Below are 15,860 nucleotides of genomic sequence, written 5' to 3' on the forward strand. Positions count from 1 at the left end.
CGTTTTGTTTTGGCTGTTAAAACCCTGTTTGCCAAAACTGCGATATGTTGACCTTTTGGCCGGTCTGAACGATATCGACTGCAAGATTTGATGACGTGCCGCAGGGAAAGCAGCTTGGCGGCACACCCTTACTTGAATAACGGGAATAACGGACAAAACATGATTGCAAGCCGAGAAACCATCTTTGCCCTGTCATCCGGGGCCGGGCGTGCAGGCGTCGCGGTGATCCGGTTATCGGGACCGTTATCGGGGCAGACGCTTTGTACACTTCTGGGGCGCGATGCGCTTCCCAAGCCGCGCCATGCGGTCTATGCGCCGATCCGTGATCCGTTATCGGGCGAACGGCTTGATGATGCGGTGGCGATCTATTTTGCCGGTCCGGCCAGCTTTACCGGCGAAGATGTGGTTGAGCTGCATGTCCATGGCGGACGCGCTGTGATCGAAGGGGTGCTTGATTGTCTGTCGCGCCAGAGCGGCCTGCGCATTGCCGAGCCTGGTGAATATACCAGGCGGGCCTTTGAAAATGGCAAGATGGACCTGACCTCGGCCGAGGGCATTGCCGATCTGATTGATGCCGAAACCGCCGCCCAGCGCCGACAGGCCGTGCGCCAGATGGCCGGTGAGCTTGGTACGCTTTATGAAGGCTGGCGCGCACGCCTGATGAAGGCACTGGCCCATATAGAGGCCGATATTGATTTCCCCGACGAAGATTTGCCTGACGGGATTGTCCCGGTGGTGCATGGCGATTTGCGCAGCGTGAATGACGAGGTCAAACGCCATCTGGCCGATAACCGCCGTGGTGAACGCCTGCGCGAAGGCTTCCAGATTGTTATTCTGGGTGCGCCCAATGCCGGGAAATCCAGCCTGCTTAACCGGCTGGCCCGGCGCGATGCCGCCATTGTCTCCGAGATTGCCGGAACCACACGCGACATGATCGAGGTTCACCTGGATCTGGGCGGGTTCCCGGTCACCATGGTTGATACCGCAGGCCTGCGCGAAAGCGTTGATGTGATCGAAAGCGAAGGCGTGCGGCGTGCGACCGAACGGGCCGAAAATGCCGATTTGCGGCTTGTCGTTGTCGATCGCGCCGACTGGCCCCATATCGATCCCGAGGCCGCCCGCCTGATTGATGACAAGACCATCATTCTGATCAACAAGGTCGATGACAGCGCCAAGGATGCCTTGCCCGCCGTCTGGCAGGGCGTCTCGGTTGAAGGGGCTGGTCTTGAGCTTCCCGTTTTGGCCATATCGGCCATGACCGGGCAGGGGGTCGAAACCCTCTTGCAACTGCTGGAAACTCGCGTAAAAGAGGGGCTCGATTTTGCCGGACCTGTGCCTTTGACCAGGCTGAGACACCGGCGCGCACTTGAAAGTGCCAGCGATCATCTTGATCGCGGATTGCAGACCGAAATCGCAGAGCTTGCTGCCGAGGATGTTCGCCTTGCAGTGCGCGAGATCGGCAAGATTACCGGACGTGTCGATGTGGAAGACTTGCTCGATATTATCTTCGGGGATTTCTGTATCGGCAAATAAGATTAGGGAAGAGTCCCTAGAAATGTTTCACGTGAAACATTGGTCCAGTTTCTGGACAGAATAAGCGTATTCGAACCGGACAAGGTTCAAGCCTGCAAGCGGATCAGCGCAGGGATTGAGTGAGGAATTCGATGTCACAGAATGTGTCGCAAACCCGTTTTGATGTGATTGTTGTTGGCGGTGGCCATGCTGGCTGTGAGGCCGCGGCAGCGGCTGCGCGCATGGGGGCGGCAACCGCCCTTGTCACCCATCGCGCCGATCGCATCGGCGAAATGTCCTGTAACCCGGCGATTGGTGGTCTGGGCAAGGGGCATATGGTCCGCGAGGTTGATGCGCTTGACGGTGTGATGGGGCGTGCGATTGACCGCGCCGGGATTCAGTTCCGGATGCTCAACCGGTCCAAGGGCCCGGCGGTTCGCGGCCCGCGTGCCCAGGCAGATCGCAAGCTCTATCGTGAAGCGGTTCAGGACATTCTGGCCAATCAGGAAAATCTGACGATCCTCGAAGGTGGCGTCGAAGACCTGATCATTGACGAGAATAACCGTGTTGCTGGTGTGATCACGGGTGAGGGTGCTGAATATCGTGCCGGTGCGGTGGTTCTGACCACGGGTACGTTCCTGCGCGGACTTATTCACATTGGCGAGAAAACCACACCGGCCGGTCGTATCGGTGATGCCCCGGCAATGGGGCTTTCCGAAACGCTGGAAAAATACGATTTCAAACTGGGCCGATTAAAAACCGGAACACCGGCACGTCTTGATGGCCGCACCATTGACTGGGCCAGTTTACAGGAACAGCCGGGCGACAATCCGCCGGATCCGTTTTCCTTCCTGACCAGCGAAATCACGGTGCCGCAGATTCCGTGTCATATGACCTGGACCACCGAAGCGACCCACGAAATCATCCGTGCCAACCTGCATCGCGCGCCGATGTATAGCGGCCAGATCAAAAGCAGTGGTCCGCGCTATTGCCCGTCGATTGAAGACAAGGTCGTCCGCTTTGCGGAAAAGAACCAGCATCAGATTTTCCTCGAACCCGAAGGGCTCGACGATCCGACCGTCTATCCGAACGGTATTTCCACCTCGCTCCCCGAGGAAGTTCAGCTCGCCATGCTGGCGACCATTCCGGGTCTTGAGAAGGTCGAGATCTTCCGTCCCGGCTATGCAGTTGAATATGACTTCGTTGATCCGCGCGAATTGCGTCATACGCTCGAAACCAAAAAGGTCGCGGGACTGTTCTTTGCCGGTCAGATCAATGGTACCACCGGCTATGAAGAAGCTGCCGGGCAGGGCCTGATTGCCGGTGTTAATGCGGCACTCGTCGCCGATGGCGGTGAACGTGAATTCGTGCTTGACCGGGCCGATGCCTATATCGGTGTGATGATCGATGATCTGGTGACACTGGGCACGCGTGAACCCTATCGCATGTTTACCTCACGCGCCGAATATCGCCTGATGCTGCGCGCCGATAATGCCGATCAGCGCCTGACAGATCGGGGCCTTGATATCGGCTGCATTGCCTCAACCCGAGAGCAGGTTTGGGGCGCCAAAAAAGCCGCCCTTCAATCGGCAAAGGATCAGGTTTCTGCGCTGAACGAAACGCCAAATGGCCTGGCGAAGTTCGACATCCGGATCAATCAGGATGGGGTGCGCCGGTCGGCCTATGACCTGCTGGCCTATCCCGATATTGATTTCGATACGCTATCCAAGGTCTGGCCGCAGCTTGCTGCGCTTGATCCGGCGATCAAGGAACAGGTGACGATTGATGCGCAATATAAGGGCTATCTTGATCGACAGTCCGCTGACATTGCGGCCTTCCGCCGTGACGAGGAATTACGCTTGCCGCGTGGTCTTGATTTTGATGCGGTCGGAAGCCTGTCGGCTGAGATTCGCTTGAAGCTCAAGGAAATCCAGCCCGAGACCATCGGGGCAGCGTCACGCATTCCGGGCATCACCCCGGCGGCAGTCACCGCATTGCTCGGTCATATCAAAAGCCATAAGCACAAGACAGGCGAGAAGGCGGTGAAAAGCGCCTGATACTTTTGCGGGCAATTGTCAGGACATTGTTTCTGACAGCGTCGTTGGCAGTGTCTCTGATAAGTGTCTCTGGCGCTACTTCCTTGACTCCGTTCAAACCAAAGCAAATTTGCCAAAACCCGGTTGTCAACGCAGCCGGGTTTTTTCGTGGCCGCTGCGCGCCATAAGCTTCATCAAATTGCAGAGCGGGTAACAAGGCGACGGGGCGGGAGGCTTTGTGCAGCAGGTCGGGAAGTGCTGACACCGGGATGCAAAAACACCCAAATCACCTGACCCACGGCGAGTACAAGGCAACAAGGATAGAAGGGCACAACGACAATGTTTCACGTGAAACATTTGCCACACTCTTTCATCGGGGTATCGGTGTCACCGTTAGGGCCCGGGGTGGTTTGATTCCGGTTTCGGTTCCAATAGTGATGCTGATGTCGATGTTGATACGGGTTGCCCGTGCCGATACCGATTCTGGATCGGGGTAATTCAGAAGGGGGCATATTCTTGATCCGAAAATCTGTCTACGGAGGCAAGGTCTGTTCGCGTGCGGGTGACAAAGCCTTGCCGCAATGTTTCACGTGAAACATTTTTGGTGATTTTCGTGTTTTCATCGGTTTCGACGCGATGAAAATCGCAAAAGTTAAAAAATCAAGTCTGGTGTGTTTTTCAAACTGGACGTATAAATCATTTATGCAATCCATTTCCGCACCCGTAAAAACGTGGTTTGAACGCGATTTGAATGTTTCACGTGAAACATTGGACCGTTTGAGCGACTATGCAGACCTTGTCGTTAAGTGGCAGCCACGCATTAATATCGTTGGCGCCAGCACGGCAGAAGACGTTTGGGGACGTCATTTACAGGATTCTGCCCAGCTTTGGCCTTATCTGCAGGATGTTGCTGCAGAGGGTAAAATTGTTGATTTTGGCTCCGGGGCAGGGTTCCCGGGCATTGTTCTGGCGATTTTGGGTGCCGGAAATGTCACCATGATGGAATCCAATACCAAAAAGACAGTGTTCCTGATGGAAGCGGCACGGGTCTGTGGTGTGCTTGGTCAAACCGAAATTGCCCGCGAACGCATTGAAGCCGCTGCACCGCGCGACGCTGATGTGATTACCGCACGGGCCTTTGCCCCTTTGCCAAAACTGCTGGAGCTGGGGCAACGACATCTGAAATCCGGTGGCCATTATGTGCTGCTGAAGGGACGTGCCTTTGAAGATGAGCTGGCGGACGCACGCGATGCCGGTTGGTCATTTGATGTAACCACGCATGCCAGTCTGGTCGATCCCGATGGTGTCGTGATGATCTTAAAAGGAGTTGGCCGGTGACTGATGTAATTGACTTGCCGCTTTCGACCCAATCACAGGGCCAGTCTCAGGGCATGGGACATCGCCCGCGTATCATCGCGGTTGCCAACCAGAAGGGCGGTGTTGGTAAAACCACCACGACCATCAATCTCGCCACGGCACTGGCCGCCGTTAATCAGCGTGTTCTGATCGTTGATCTTGACCCGCAGGGCAATGCCAGTACCGGTTTGGGCCTGCGGCCATCGGATCGCCAGATCAGTTCCTATGACGTGCTGATCAATGGCAATTCACTTGAGGAAGCCCGTCAGGATACAGCGATCCCGCGATTGACCATTGTGCCGTCGGGCATGGATTTGTCCGGGGCCGAGATCGAGCTGGTTGATTTCGAACGTCGTGAAATGCAGCTTAAGGAATCGCTTGCCAAACTGCCGCAGGATGTTGATTACGTGCTGATTGATTGCCCGCCGTCTTTGGGGCTTTTGACCCTGAATGCGCTGGTGGCATCGGACGCGGTATTGGTGCCCTTGCAGTGCGAATTCTTTGCGCTCGAAGGCATCAGTCATCTGGTGCGCACGATCAAGCGTGTCAAAAAGGCATTCAATCCCGAACTTGAGATTCAGGGCATTGTTTTGACCATGTATGACAAGCGCAACAATCTGTCGGCACAGGTGGCCAATGATGTGCGCGATTATTTTGGTGATGTGGTGTACCGCACGGTGATCCCGCGGAATGTTCGCGTGTCCGAGGCGCCAAGCCACGGTACGCCGGTGCTGGTCTATGACATGAAATGTCCGGGATCACGGGCCTATCTTAATCTGGCCAGTGAAGTCCTGAAACGCGAAGGGGTGAAAGCATGAGCGACGCAAAGAAACGCGGCTTGGGAAGAGGACTGTCTGCACTTCTGGGCGAAGAAGACGACGATGTCAGCGTTGCGGTTTCTGGCGGTCAGGACAGTGCCACGGCGGGTCATCCGGGACCGGGCGGGACGACACAGCTGATTGCGATCACCGATCTCAAACCGTCACCGTTTCAGCCGCGCAGCAATTTTGATGACGAGGCGATTGATGATCTTGCTGCCTCGATCCGCGAGAAGGGCATCATTCAGCCGATTCTTGTCCGGGCATCGTCAACCGGTGAAACAACCTATGAAATCATCGCTGGCGAGCGTCGCTGGCGGGCAGCCCAGCGTGCGCAACTGCATGAAGTGCCGGTTCTTGTGCGTGATTTCGACGATCGGGAAACCGCCGAGATTGCCCTGATTGAAAACCTGCAACGTCAGGATCTTTCGCCACTTGAAGAGGCCGAAGGCTATAACCGCCTGATGAGCGAGTTTTCCCACACGCAGGAGGCACTTGGCCAGGCGCTTGGCAAAAGCCGCAGCCACATTGCCAACAGTCTGCGCCTTCTGGCGTTGCCGGCACCGATCAAGCAGATGCTGTCTGACAAGGTGCTGAGCTCCGGTCATGCCCGCGCCCTTCTGGGGGCGGAAAATGCTGTCGAACTGGCCGGGCAGATCGTCAAGAAGGGCCTGAATGTTCGCCAGACTGAAAAACTGGTCAAAACCGATGGCGGCAAGGCATCGCGTCCGAAAAAATCATCGGGTGGGGCATCTTCGAACAAAGACCCAGATACAGTGGCTTTGGAACGCGACCTTAGCAACATGTTGGGGTTGGCGGTGAATATCGATTTTGACGGTGCATCGGGAAAAATCTCGATCCGGTATGAAACGCTTGAGCAGCTTGACGATATCTTGCAGCGCCTGACACATGGCAAGACCACTGACCTTGCCAGCGAGGATGATCTCGGCAACTCGGCGAATTCGGATGAGAATGAATTCGACTCGATGTTCATCGAGGACGAAGAAGCCGATGACAGCCTGACAGCGGAACTTGAAAATATCGCGGATGCGACTTTGCCGGAAAGCAACGGCCAGGATGATGATCTTGATCTCGATGATATCGTGATCGACGGGCCTGAAGGCGATGATCCGATCGAAAGTGATGAAGTGGATGAAGATGAACTCGATGAATTGATCAAGTAAGCTGATCAGGGCATTTGTTCCACGTGAAACACAAAAGCGGGCCATCCATTGGGTGGCCCGCTTTTTTTCAAGTTGGATTGCCTGTGATCGATCACGCTATCTTAACGGTGCCAGATCAAAGAAGATGTGGCTGAGTTCTTCGTCACCGAAGCTGCTATCCGGGGCAGGTGACCCGCCGGCATTGTGGCAGAGGAAGCAGTTCCCCATTTGCGTGCCCTGAAAATAGGTTTCCATGGTGGTATTGGCCAGCCGTGACGAGCCGACCTGAGGTGCCAATAGGGCGACGTCACTGTTGGTTTGATCGGGAAGCGGGCTTTCGGGGATGATCCCGTTTGATGTCCATACTGAGCCGATCTGTACATAATTTGCCCTGATATCACCCGAGACGAGATTGCCCAGAACATTGTTGTTCATCGAGATAATTTGCGCATTGACCGTGGCACTGTTGGCATCTGATCCGGACGTTCCCCATGGGTTGGTGCGTACCACAGATGTTGGAACGATTCGGGTGGCCGGTGGGGTCAATACAATATTGCCATGCTTGTCGATATGGGCGGTTTCAACATTCACACCGTTTACAGGTGTGTCGGGGGCATAGAATGTATAGCCAGAGGCAGACGCATCAAAATTGGCTTCTGTAACGGCGTTTGCTCCGCTCTGATAATAGAATGTACCGTTCGGCGTATTGTTTTTATACTCGAACGTTGACCAGATCATTTCCGGATGGCCCTGTACAGAGCCGACAATATGCATCCCTGTCAGCGCGAGCGTCCTGGTTTCCGTGCCAACCAATGTCCATTGGGTCGGAACGCTGGTGTCATATTTCGGGACTTCTGCCTTTACCTGAATGTAGTTTTCGGGATCGGGAACCGTGCTGGCATCAATCCATGACGTCTTGAGCTCGATGGCAAGCGCCATTGCGGCCGAGGCATCAAGGCCGTTTGCCTTGGCGTATTCGACGACAGCGGTCTTGTCTTCCTCGGTTGTCGGGAAGGTGCCAAGACTGATCTTGCCAGCCTTCTGACCTGTTAGAAATGCGCCATAGAATGTATTGGTATGGATCCCGTAATAAACAAGCGATCCGGCCTGCGAAATCAGGATACCGCCACCACCAGCCTGACCGGTTTCACCGATGGTTGTCGGGACGCTCTGATCCTGTTTGTTGACACGAATCAGGAAATTGTTGATCGGGCTGTCATTCTTCAGAAATCTGCGGACACCCTTGTCATTCTCTGGCGAAATATCATAGAAGCCGTCAGCATCGAAAAGATAGGTCATGTCGCCGGTCGATTTCAGCTCGGCAGGGGATGTCAGCCACAAGAACATTTGTGCAGACCATTTAAAGAAATCGCAGTTGGTGTTTTTCGCCGGAAAGGCAGCGCTATTGGCGGCCATCACCTTGCCATTGAGTGTGATTTCCTTGCCATGAAACCAGGTTTCCATCTCCGCCTTTTCAAGCGGGCAGCTATTGAAAGCATCATCAGGCAGGATTGATGTTCCTGCCAATCCGGCTAGCGGAAGCGCCAGCATTGCGCTGCCAAATACGCCGGCTGCAAATGTGCGACGAAGTGCATTGCTCATTTTGGTGTCCCTCTCTCACCTGTTTGCCAAGTACCGTTCTGTCCCGGAGTGCTGTGTTTATAATCGACCAGCATTGTGCTTTTCAGGCATCTAACCGATTGAGATGGGGAAGCCGCCGGGCAATAAACAGGGTCGCTATACCGAAGAGGAGGTAAATTGGGAGGCAAGCGTGAGATGGGTAGGAGAACTTGCTACATACAAAAATGCTGCAATGCAGCATTACGAGATAGTGCTTAAAGAGCGGGGATGTCTAATCCAGGTTTACAGGCTGCCAGCGTGTGCTAGCGACGGCCCTGTTTTTGACGGGCGACCGCGACCTTGATCATGGCACGATGGGCAATGGTCTCTGGGATGGCCAGACCGCTTTTGCAATCCTTTTCGGCCTCAAGCAAGATTTGCAGGGCGCGTTGCAGGTTATTGACCGCCCAGTTATTCAGACTGGCGCGGAACTGGTCTGCAGCCTTGAAAAACAGGGGCGGGCGCAGGGATTTCATGGCCTGATCGGCACTGATGCCCTGGGCAACCTGACCTTTGACCAGGTGCAATTTCTGAAAGTAGCTGATCATCATGCGCAGTGCGCCAACAGGATTGAGGCCTTCCTCGACCAAACGGGTCAGGGCTGCATCAAGATTGACGACATTGCCCTGTGAAACGGCCTGAATGACATCGTCATAATGGCGGGCCGAGCTGTCACCGACACAGGCCATGGCATCTGCAAGCGTCACCTGACCTTCCTTGAGAGCGTATAGGGCAAGCTTCTCGAGCTCGCTGCGCGAAATCATGCGGTCAGAGCCAAGATTGGCGACCAGATACCGTGTGGCATCGCGGTCAATGCGCAGCTTGTGTTCTTCCATGATCGACTGGATCAGGCCTTCGATATCACGTCCGCTATCGGCATAGCAGGGCAGGGCCATGCCATTGCCGGCCTTCTCGACCGCCTGACGCAGTTTGGATTTTGATGCCAGACTGCCGGCCTCGATCACGATCAGCGCATCACCGGCAGGATCAGTGAGAAAATCAGCAATCAAGGGGGCTTGGGCTTCGCCAATGTCGCGGATCCGAATGACACGGCGTCCGCCGCCAAAACTGATGGCGGCGGCCTCGTCGCGGAGGCGCCCTGCGTCTTCCTTAAGCTGGGGAATGCCAAGCTCGACAACCCGGAACGGATCCTTGAGATCCTCGACCACGGTCCTGGCCAGTTTCACGGCGCGTTCACGCACAAGGCCCTCATCCTCACCATAGATCAGGATAAGCTGCGCCTTGGCATCGGGGGCACGCAAAAAGTTCTCAACTTGGGCTGCTTTAAGCTTCATGAAGCGCCTTGGTTAAAGCAATGGGGTGTCGCATTAATTTACGAATTCACCGACCGGGAAATTACTGAGACCGCAAGCCAATGGCGACCTGATTTGCAAGTTGCTGGGCAAGAGTGCGGGCAGCATCTGCCTGTGCGGCACTTTCTGCTTCGATGCTGGCGAAGTCGGATTCAACGATGTTGTAACTGGTGTGGGTTCGCACATTCCCTTGGCGCAGAATTTTGGAATCCTGTCTGCGTACAAGTTCATAAGTTGCAGTGATCAGATAGTCGGCGATGGTTGCTTCATTGTCCTTGGTGAAGCCCTGTTCACTGGTCGACTCGCTCAAGCTTACCTTCAAGTCATAGAGTGGACTGGCACTTTGACCGCGTGGAGTCAGGGTCTCGATCAAGGCATTCCGGGTTATCTGGCCGACGCGGTCATTGATTACAGCGACATCAACAAGTGCCATGTTTGCCGCGGTATTGTAGCTGTCGCCCTTGGTGGCATAAAGCGGCCGGAAACCACAGGCGCCTAGTGCTGTCAGGGTGATGAGTGCAAAAACCGGAAAAACCGCGCGCAATTTCATTTAATCAAGCCTTCTGTCTTTGACGGCCGTGATCAGGCCTTGTCGCCACAATAGTTCGGTTCCGATAAAAGGGCAAAACAGAGTTAGATTGGCAAGGAAAGTTTGATAGCGGATGCCGGTTTTGTCGCTCTGGCCCGAGTCGAGTTTTTGAAAGCTTTGCCGCAAGAGGGCAATGGCCGCATTGTTGCGGCCTTGCCGGATGGCTTCAACGATTTCAGGGTGGGGCTCGAACTTTTCCAAGCCCGTATCTGGTCGGGATGGATAGGTCAAGGGAACGCAATGACGCCACACCTGTCGCAACCAGCGCCATTGTCCGACCAGACTGTTATGGCTCAGGTGCAGGGGCCGGTGGATGGGAACATCGGCCAGTAAGGCAAGTGACAGGGTGTCGAGTCCGACTTCGTCATAGACACACACACTGCTCTTGGCGATCGCATCCGTTGTGACCTTTGGGGCTACCTGGCCTGTATTGGCCTGGAGGTTTTCAGCTTTTCCGGTTGAGGCAAGAATGTTCGCGATGCGGGCAAACAGTATCAGGCGCATGTCATCAAGGCTGCGAGCCAAACCGGCATAGATCTCGGGGTATTGCGCACGCATGAAGAACCCCCAGTCGCGTTCCAGCGAATGGGGGTTATATTCAGGTGATATATATAAAGTATGTCCGGTCATTGACCTTATTGGACATTGGCACTGTCAATACGCAACTGACGCGCACGGGTCAGGATGGCGTCTTCGAGCGATGTAACAGTTCCTCCCTCAACCACGGCATCCTGCCACTGGTTGGGACCAACATTGACCTGACGGAATACCGAAACCTTGATGGCGTCAGAACGCAGCGCAGTGCCAAGGATATAGGCAGTCAGCTTGAAGCGCTCATTGGGGGTTTCGGCCGGTGCATACCAGTCGGTAATGATCACGCCCCCGAACGGGTCAGCGGAATTCAACGGCATGAAGGACAGGGTATCAAGCGTTGCCCGCCACAGGAAGCTGTTAACGCCAATACCGGAACCGCCGCCCTGTTTGTTTTCCTCGCCACCAAAGATATTGAGGCCGTCGTCACCAAACAGCGTGCCTTCTTTCTTCAAGTCAGCACGGGTTGCGCTGCGCCCGTTGATTTTGCGATCACCAGGGGCCGAGCCCGGGAAATTGTCATAGTCTGCCTGTGTACCGGCACAGGAGGCCAAGAATGCAGAAAGTGTCGCAATACACAGGATTTTGGCGAAAGAACTGTTCACGGTGTAGCCCTTAATAACGAGTGTCGCTTGGCAGTTGCCCGCACTATAAGGCGGATGGGGCGCGGGGCAAATAAAAACATGTGTGGTTTTTGTGCAACATGATGTGAAAAATGTCGCATTTTGATCACAGTACCGTTGACGGAACGGAAAAATGCTGGCTCCATAGCGTCGAACCGAGCGGTAAAAACAAAAAAGCTGCTCACCTAAATTTTGTTATGCGGCAAACGCATTTGCAAAGACGTTGAGGGAAAAGATGAAAAAGATTCTGGTAGCTTCCAGCGCACTCGTCGCTGTTGCTTTCGCGGGCCAGGCACAGGCTTCTGAGAAAATCAGCCTGGGCGTTTCTGGTTACATGGAACAGTGGATTGGTGTTGCCGATCAGGACAACGATTCGATCGATAACGTAAACGCTTTCCAGTCCGACACCGAAGTTCACTTCAAAGGTTCGACCACCCTTGATAACGGCATCGAAGTTGGTGCAGCTATCGAATTCGAAGGTGAAGGCGGCAACTCCGGCACCATGGTTGACGAACAGTACCTGTATGTCAACGGTGGCTTCGGTCAGGTCAAGCTTGGTGCCGAAGACGGCGCTGCTAACGACATGGGCATCTCTGCTCCGGCAGTTGGCCCGGTTGGCGCCAATGACGGCGACATGACCAACTGGGTTACGCTGGCAGTGATTCCGGACACCGTTCCGGCTGGTGGCGACTCCAAGCGTCTGACCTACTACACCCCGTCGCTCGGTGGTTTCAAAGCTGGCGTTTCCTACGCTGACGATGACACCTCGGAAAACAACGACAAAGCGACCGCTGGTGACAGCCGCGTTTCTGCTGGTGTTGAATACCGTAACGACTTCGGCGGCGTTTCTGTTGCTGTTGCAGTTACCGGTGAACATTACGGCGAAGGCGAATGGTACAGCGTTGGTGCAAACGTCGGTTTCGGCGCGTTCACCATCGGTGGTTCGGCAATGCGTCGTGACGCAGAATTCGGTTACGGCGAAAACGTAACTGCAAACATCGGTACCGGTACCGGTGGTAACCGTACCACTGCTGACGACGACAAGCATTTCGACATTGGCGTTTCTTACGCAATGGACGCAGCTTCCGTCTCCCTGACTTATGCATATGCTGATGACGACTCGTCGAACACTGCTGCTGGTTCGGACGAAGTTAGCGCGATCGACCTCGGTCTTGCTTACACCCTCGGCGCTGGCGTTACCTGGAAATCCTCTGTCTTCTACTTCGACTCTGAAGGCCAGGACGCGGGTACCGCTGATGACAACGAAGGCTTCGGTGCAGTTACCGGTCTCGTTCTCTCCTTCTAATCTGTTTCAGATTAGTTGAAGAATTGAAGGGGGTGGATTTTCCACCCCCTTCTTTTTTGCCGGATTTTCTTTAGAAGCTCGAAAAAGTTTCGCACGTGAAGAGCTGTGCCCGCCGCGATTGTGCGGCAGTCTGACAGATACGTTCTGCAACGTGAGCTCCTGTAACAGGGGCTTTTTTGTTGTCGCGATTTGAGGCGACGGTGATGGGGCGATTTTAATAGCCTGTTATGGGAGAGAGCAGGGCTTGCCCGGTGTCAGATTTCATTGCGCGTAATTTCTGACCAATGGATATTTAATGAAAAGATATACTTTTACTGTGTCGTATAGGTATTTTAAGTGACCATTGGTACAGGAAAATACGATGATATCAGCCATTTATCCCGTAAATATCGAGTATAATGCCAGATTGTTGTGCTATAAATGTCACACTGCGATATTTAAATGACCCATGGTTAGTTAAGTATATTGACCGACAGTCATTTAATTGGCTTTATGGCCTTCGACAGATTGAAGGGCCGCTCGGTTCAACCCTTCATTCCCGAAACGTCATTCTTTGAGGGTAAAGATGAAAAAGATTCTTTTTGCTTCCAGCGCGCTCGTCGCTGTAGCAGTCGCAGGCAACGCTCAGGCTTCTGAGAAAATCCAGCTCGAAGTTGGTGGTTACATGGAGCAGTGGGCTGGCTTCGCTGACCAGGACGTTGGAGAGCGTAAGAACGCCTTCCAGTCCGACACCGAAGTTCACTTCAAAGGCAAAACCACCCTTGATAACGGCATCGAAGTTGGTGCGGTCATCGAGCTTGAAGGTGAAACCTCCTCTGACCAGATCGACGAACAGTACCTGTTCGTAAACGGCGGTTTCGGTCAGTTCAAACTGGGTAAAGACGACTCGGCTGCTGACTCGCTTGGCATCACCGCACCGTCTGTTGGCCCGGTTGGCGTTAACGATGGCGACCTGACCAACTGGGTTGACGCATACCTGATCGATACCGTTCCGTCGAGCGGCGACCAGAAGCGCGTTACCTACTTCACCCCGAATTTCGGTGGCTTCCAGGCTGGCGTTTCCTATGCTGACGACAGCGGTTCGAACAACAACGACACCGCAACCGGTGGCGACAACATCGTTTCTGCTGGCGCGAGCTACCAGGCTGACTTCGATGGCATTTCCTTCGGTGTTTCTGCTGTTGGCGAAAACCAGGGCGAAGGCAACTGGTACGGTGTTGGTGCGAATGTTGGCTTTGGCAACTTCACCGTTGGTTCTTCCTGGGGTCACATCGAAGACGATTACGCACAGGGCAAGAACTCCAAAACTGCTGGTGACACCGACGCATATGACGTAGGCGTTTCCTATGCAATGGATGCTGCCAAAGTTTCCCTGACCTATGGTTATGCTGAATACGGCAACCGCAAAGTTGGTTCCACCTCGGCAACCAGCACCGGCGAAGTCAGCACCGTTGATCTTGGTCTTGCTTACACCCTTGGCGCCGGCGTGACCTGGAAGTCCTCGATCTTCTGGTTCGACGATGAAGCTGATAGCGCAAGCATCGCAGACAATGACGGTTACGGCGCTGTAACCGGTCTGGTTCTGAACTTCTAATTCTTCGGAATTGGATACAGACGAAGAAGGGGTGGCTTTGGCCACCCCTTTTTTTGTTTGAACGCCTTCAATGGGGATATGAACGTCGATCTGCTGTTCAGCTCAGATTCAGGTCGGTTTTGAGTTTTTCAAGAATATCAGGTGCCTGCTGGACAAGCTGGATAACACAAGGTACCGGGTGATCTGTCACCATTGCGATGGCCAAAGCCGGATCGCTTTTTTGGGGTAATTGGCCGAGTTCAGCTGCAGACAGGTTCAAGCTTCCCATGCAGCCAATTTTTCCATCTGCTGTTGCCCGCACTTTGGCAAGACCACATGGCGCGGCGCAATGGGGACCGACAAAATCACTTTGCCAGCTATGTAAATTCTGGTGTCGTCCCTGAAGAATATCGGCAGAAGCAGAGCTATATATCCCAAGCCCGGGGGTTTGAAACAGCTTGGTGATATGGGCCGGGCCGCTATCGGCAACCACCATATAATCCTGCTGTGAAACGAAACTCACCAAATCACCGATTGTCTTGAAACCATCAATAATCCGGACGTTTTCTGATTCGAAATCTCCGAGGGCTGCCTTATAGGCCTTCATCACCCCCTGATAGGCATTCAGAACGATTGTGATCCTTGTGTTCTTCTGATCCAGAAATGTTGTGATCTTGCGCACAAGATCAATCGGCAAAGTCCGTAATGGCGATGATGCCATCGGCACAATCCCGATCTGCATTTCAGGGCCAGCGCCTACCTTGCGGGGGGGCAGAGGACTGAGCGGGATATCAAAGGCCTCGCACAACGCTTCTTCCGGATTAACCGGCATGGTCGCGATATCTTTCCAGCCCTCCATCTCGCTCAGGTCAATCACATGTTCGAACCGGGCAAGTTGTTTGGCGGAGATAAAAAGCTGATAAATCTCGATATCGGGGACCAGCGCAAAGATGTCCGAGGCCGCACCGCTATTTAGCACCCCAATTCTGATCGAGGGATAACGCAGACGAAGGGCCTTGAGGAAAAGTGTCATGCCAACACAATCGCCCAGCGCATCATCAGGCACCAGAAACAGCACGGAATTTCGGGAAAAATCGGTATCTGCCCATTTTGCACGTGGAAGTACCTGAAACCGAAAAGCATCCGACTTGATATTGACACCTTTGGCAGTACCAAGAACCTGTTGGCGCAAAAGGGAATTTACGCGCGTAAAATAAACAGGACTGTCGTCAGATTGCTGAATTAAAGCGGTGCTGACATTGGGCAAGCCAAACTGAAAGGCGTGTCTGGAGGCAAATCGCGAGAATGTTTTGCGCGATGGGTGCAGATGGCGGGGCATTTTGCGGTGGTTCTCCGATCA

General features: G+C 54.1%; 13 protein-coding genes. 7 read left to right on the forward strand and 6 right to left on the reverse strand.

Annotation, left to right across the window (positions count from 1 at the left end; genetic code table 11):
• Positions 1 to 159 precede the first annotated feature (159 nt).
• From mnmE to ACTU44_RS02200, 5 genes are all read left to right on the forward strand, one after another.
• Entirely contained in the window at positions 160 to 1,533 is a 1,374-nt protein-coding gene (gene mnmE / locus ACTU44_RS02180; protein ID WP_462096544.1) for a tRNA uridine-5-carboxymethylaminomethyl(34) synthesis GTPase MnmE, read from the forward strand.
• 131 nt (positions 1,534 to 1,664) lie between these two features.
• On the forward strand, positions 1,665 to 3,569 hold the full coding sequence (gene mnmG, locus ACTU44_RS02185; RefSeq protein ID WP_114096412.1) for a tRNA uridine-5-carboxymethylaminomethyl(34) synthesis enzyme MnmG: 1,905 nt from the start codon (positions 1,665 to 1,667) through the stop codon (positions 3,567 to 3,569).
• 681 nt (positions 3,570 to 4,250) lie between these two features.
• A complete protein-coding gene (gene rsmG / locus ACTU44_RS02190) occupies positions 4,251 to 4,886 on the forward strand; it encodes a 16S rRNA (guanine(527)-N(7))-methyltransferase RsmG (RefSeq protein ID WP_114096861.1) in 636 nt (211 codons plus the stop codon).
• 53 nt (positions 4,887 to 4,939) lie between these two features.
• Positions 4,940 to 5,722: a ParA family protein gene (locus ACTU44_RS02195; protein ID WP_147251921.1), complete on the forward strand. Its 783-nt coding sequence runs from the start codon at positions 4,940 to 4,942 to the stop codon at positions 5,720 to 5,722.
• The gene (locus ACTU44_RS02200) at positions 5,719 to 6,906 is read left to right on the forward strand and encodes a ParB/RepB/Spo0J family partition protein (RefSeq protein WP_462096545.1); all 1,188 of its coding nucleotides are present in this window, start codon (positions 5,719 to 5,721) and stop codon (positions 6,904 to 6,906) included. The genes ACTU44_RS02195 and ACTU44_RS02200 overlap by 4 nt, the downstream gene beginning before the upstream one ends.
• Before the next feature lie 96 nt (positions 6,907 to 7,002).
• Here the strand turns inward: ACTU44_RS02200 and ACTU44_RS02205 are convergent, their stop codons facing one another.
• The 5 genes from ACTU44_RS02205 to ACTU44_RS02225 all read right to left on the reverse strand — a co-directional run bounded on the left by ACTU44_RS02205 (position 7,003) and on the right by ACTU44_RS02225 (position 11,603).
• Positions 7,003 to 8,487 (reverse strand): hypothetical protein, encoded by a 1,485-nt coding sequence (locus tag ACTU44_RS02205; RefSeq protein ID WP_462096546.1) that lies wholly within the window; start codon positions 8,485 to 8,487, stop codon positions 7,003 to 7,005.
• Between the two features lie 281 nt (positions 8,488 to 8,768).
• Positions 8,769 to 9,800, reverse strand: coding sequence for a DNA polymerase III subunit delta (gene holA, locus ACTU44_RS02210; RefSeq protein ID WP_462096547.1), 1,032 nt, complete (start codon positions 9,798 to 9,800; stop codon positions 8,769 to 8,771).
• Between the two features lie 61 nt (positions 9,801 to 9,861).
• Positions 9,862 to 10,368, reverse strand: a complete 507-nt coding sequence (gene lptE / locus ACTU44_RS02215; protein ID WP_462096548.1) for an LPS assembly lipoprotein LptE — start codon at positions 10,366 to 10,368, stop codon at positions 9,862 to 9,864.
• Complete coding sequence (locus ACTU44_RS02220) at positions 10,369 to 10,965, reverse strand: hypothetical protein (protein ID WP_462096549.1); 597 nt, start codon at positions 10,963 to 10,965, stop codon at positions 10,369 to 10,371.
• A 77-nt stretch (positions 10,966 to 11,042) separates the two neighbouring features.
• Positions 11,043 to 11,603 (reverse strand): DUF3576 domain-containing protein, encoded by a 561-nt coding sequence (locus ACTU44_RS02225; protein WP_462096550.1) that lies wholly within the window; start codon positions 11,601 to 11,603, stop codon positions 11,043 to 11,045.
• 253 nt (positions 11,604 to 11,856) lie between these two features.
• Here ACTU44_RS02225 and ACTU44_RS02230 point away from each other — a divergent pair, with 253 nt between their 5' ends.
• Together ACTU44_RS02230 and ACTU44_RS02235 are read left to right on the forward strand one after the other, a co-directional pair.
• Positions 11,857 to 12,927: a porin gene (locus ACTU44_RS02230; RefSeq protein WP_462096551.1), complete on the forward strand. Its 1,071-nt coding sequence runs from the start codon at positions 11,857 to 11,859 to the stop codon at positions 12,925 to 12,927.
• A 565-nt stretch (positions 12,928 to 13,492) separates the two neighbouring features.
• Positions 13,493 to 14,521 carry a porin gene (locus tag ACTU44_RS02235; protein ID WP_462096552.1) on the forward strand — a complete coding sequence of 343 codons (1,029 nt, stop codon included), beginning with the start codon at positions 13,493 to 13,495 and terminating at the stop codon, positions 14,519 to 14,521.
• A gap of 97 nt (positions 14,522 to 14,618) precedes the next feature.
• Here the strand turns inward: ACTU44_RS02235 and ACTU44_RS02240 are convergent, their stop codons facing one another.
• Complete coding sequence (locus tag ACTU44_RS02240) at positions 14,619 to 15,839, reverse strand: glycosyltransferase family 9 protein (protein ID WP_462096553.1); 1,221 nt, start codon at positions 15,837 to 15,839, stop codon at positions 14,619 to 14,621.
• Between the last annotated feature and the right edge of the window lie 21 nt (positions 15,840 to 15,860).

The organism is Thalassospira sp. SM2505, assembly GCF_054901115.1.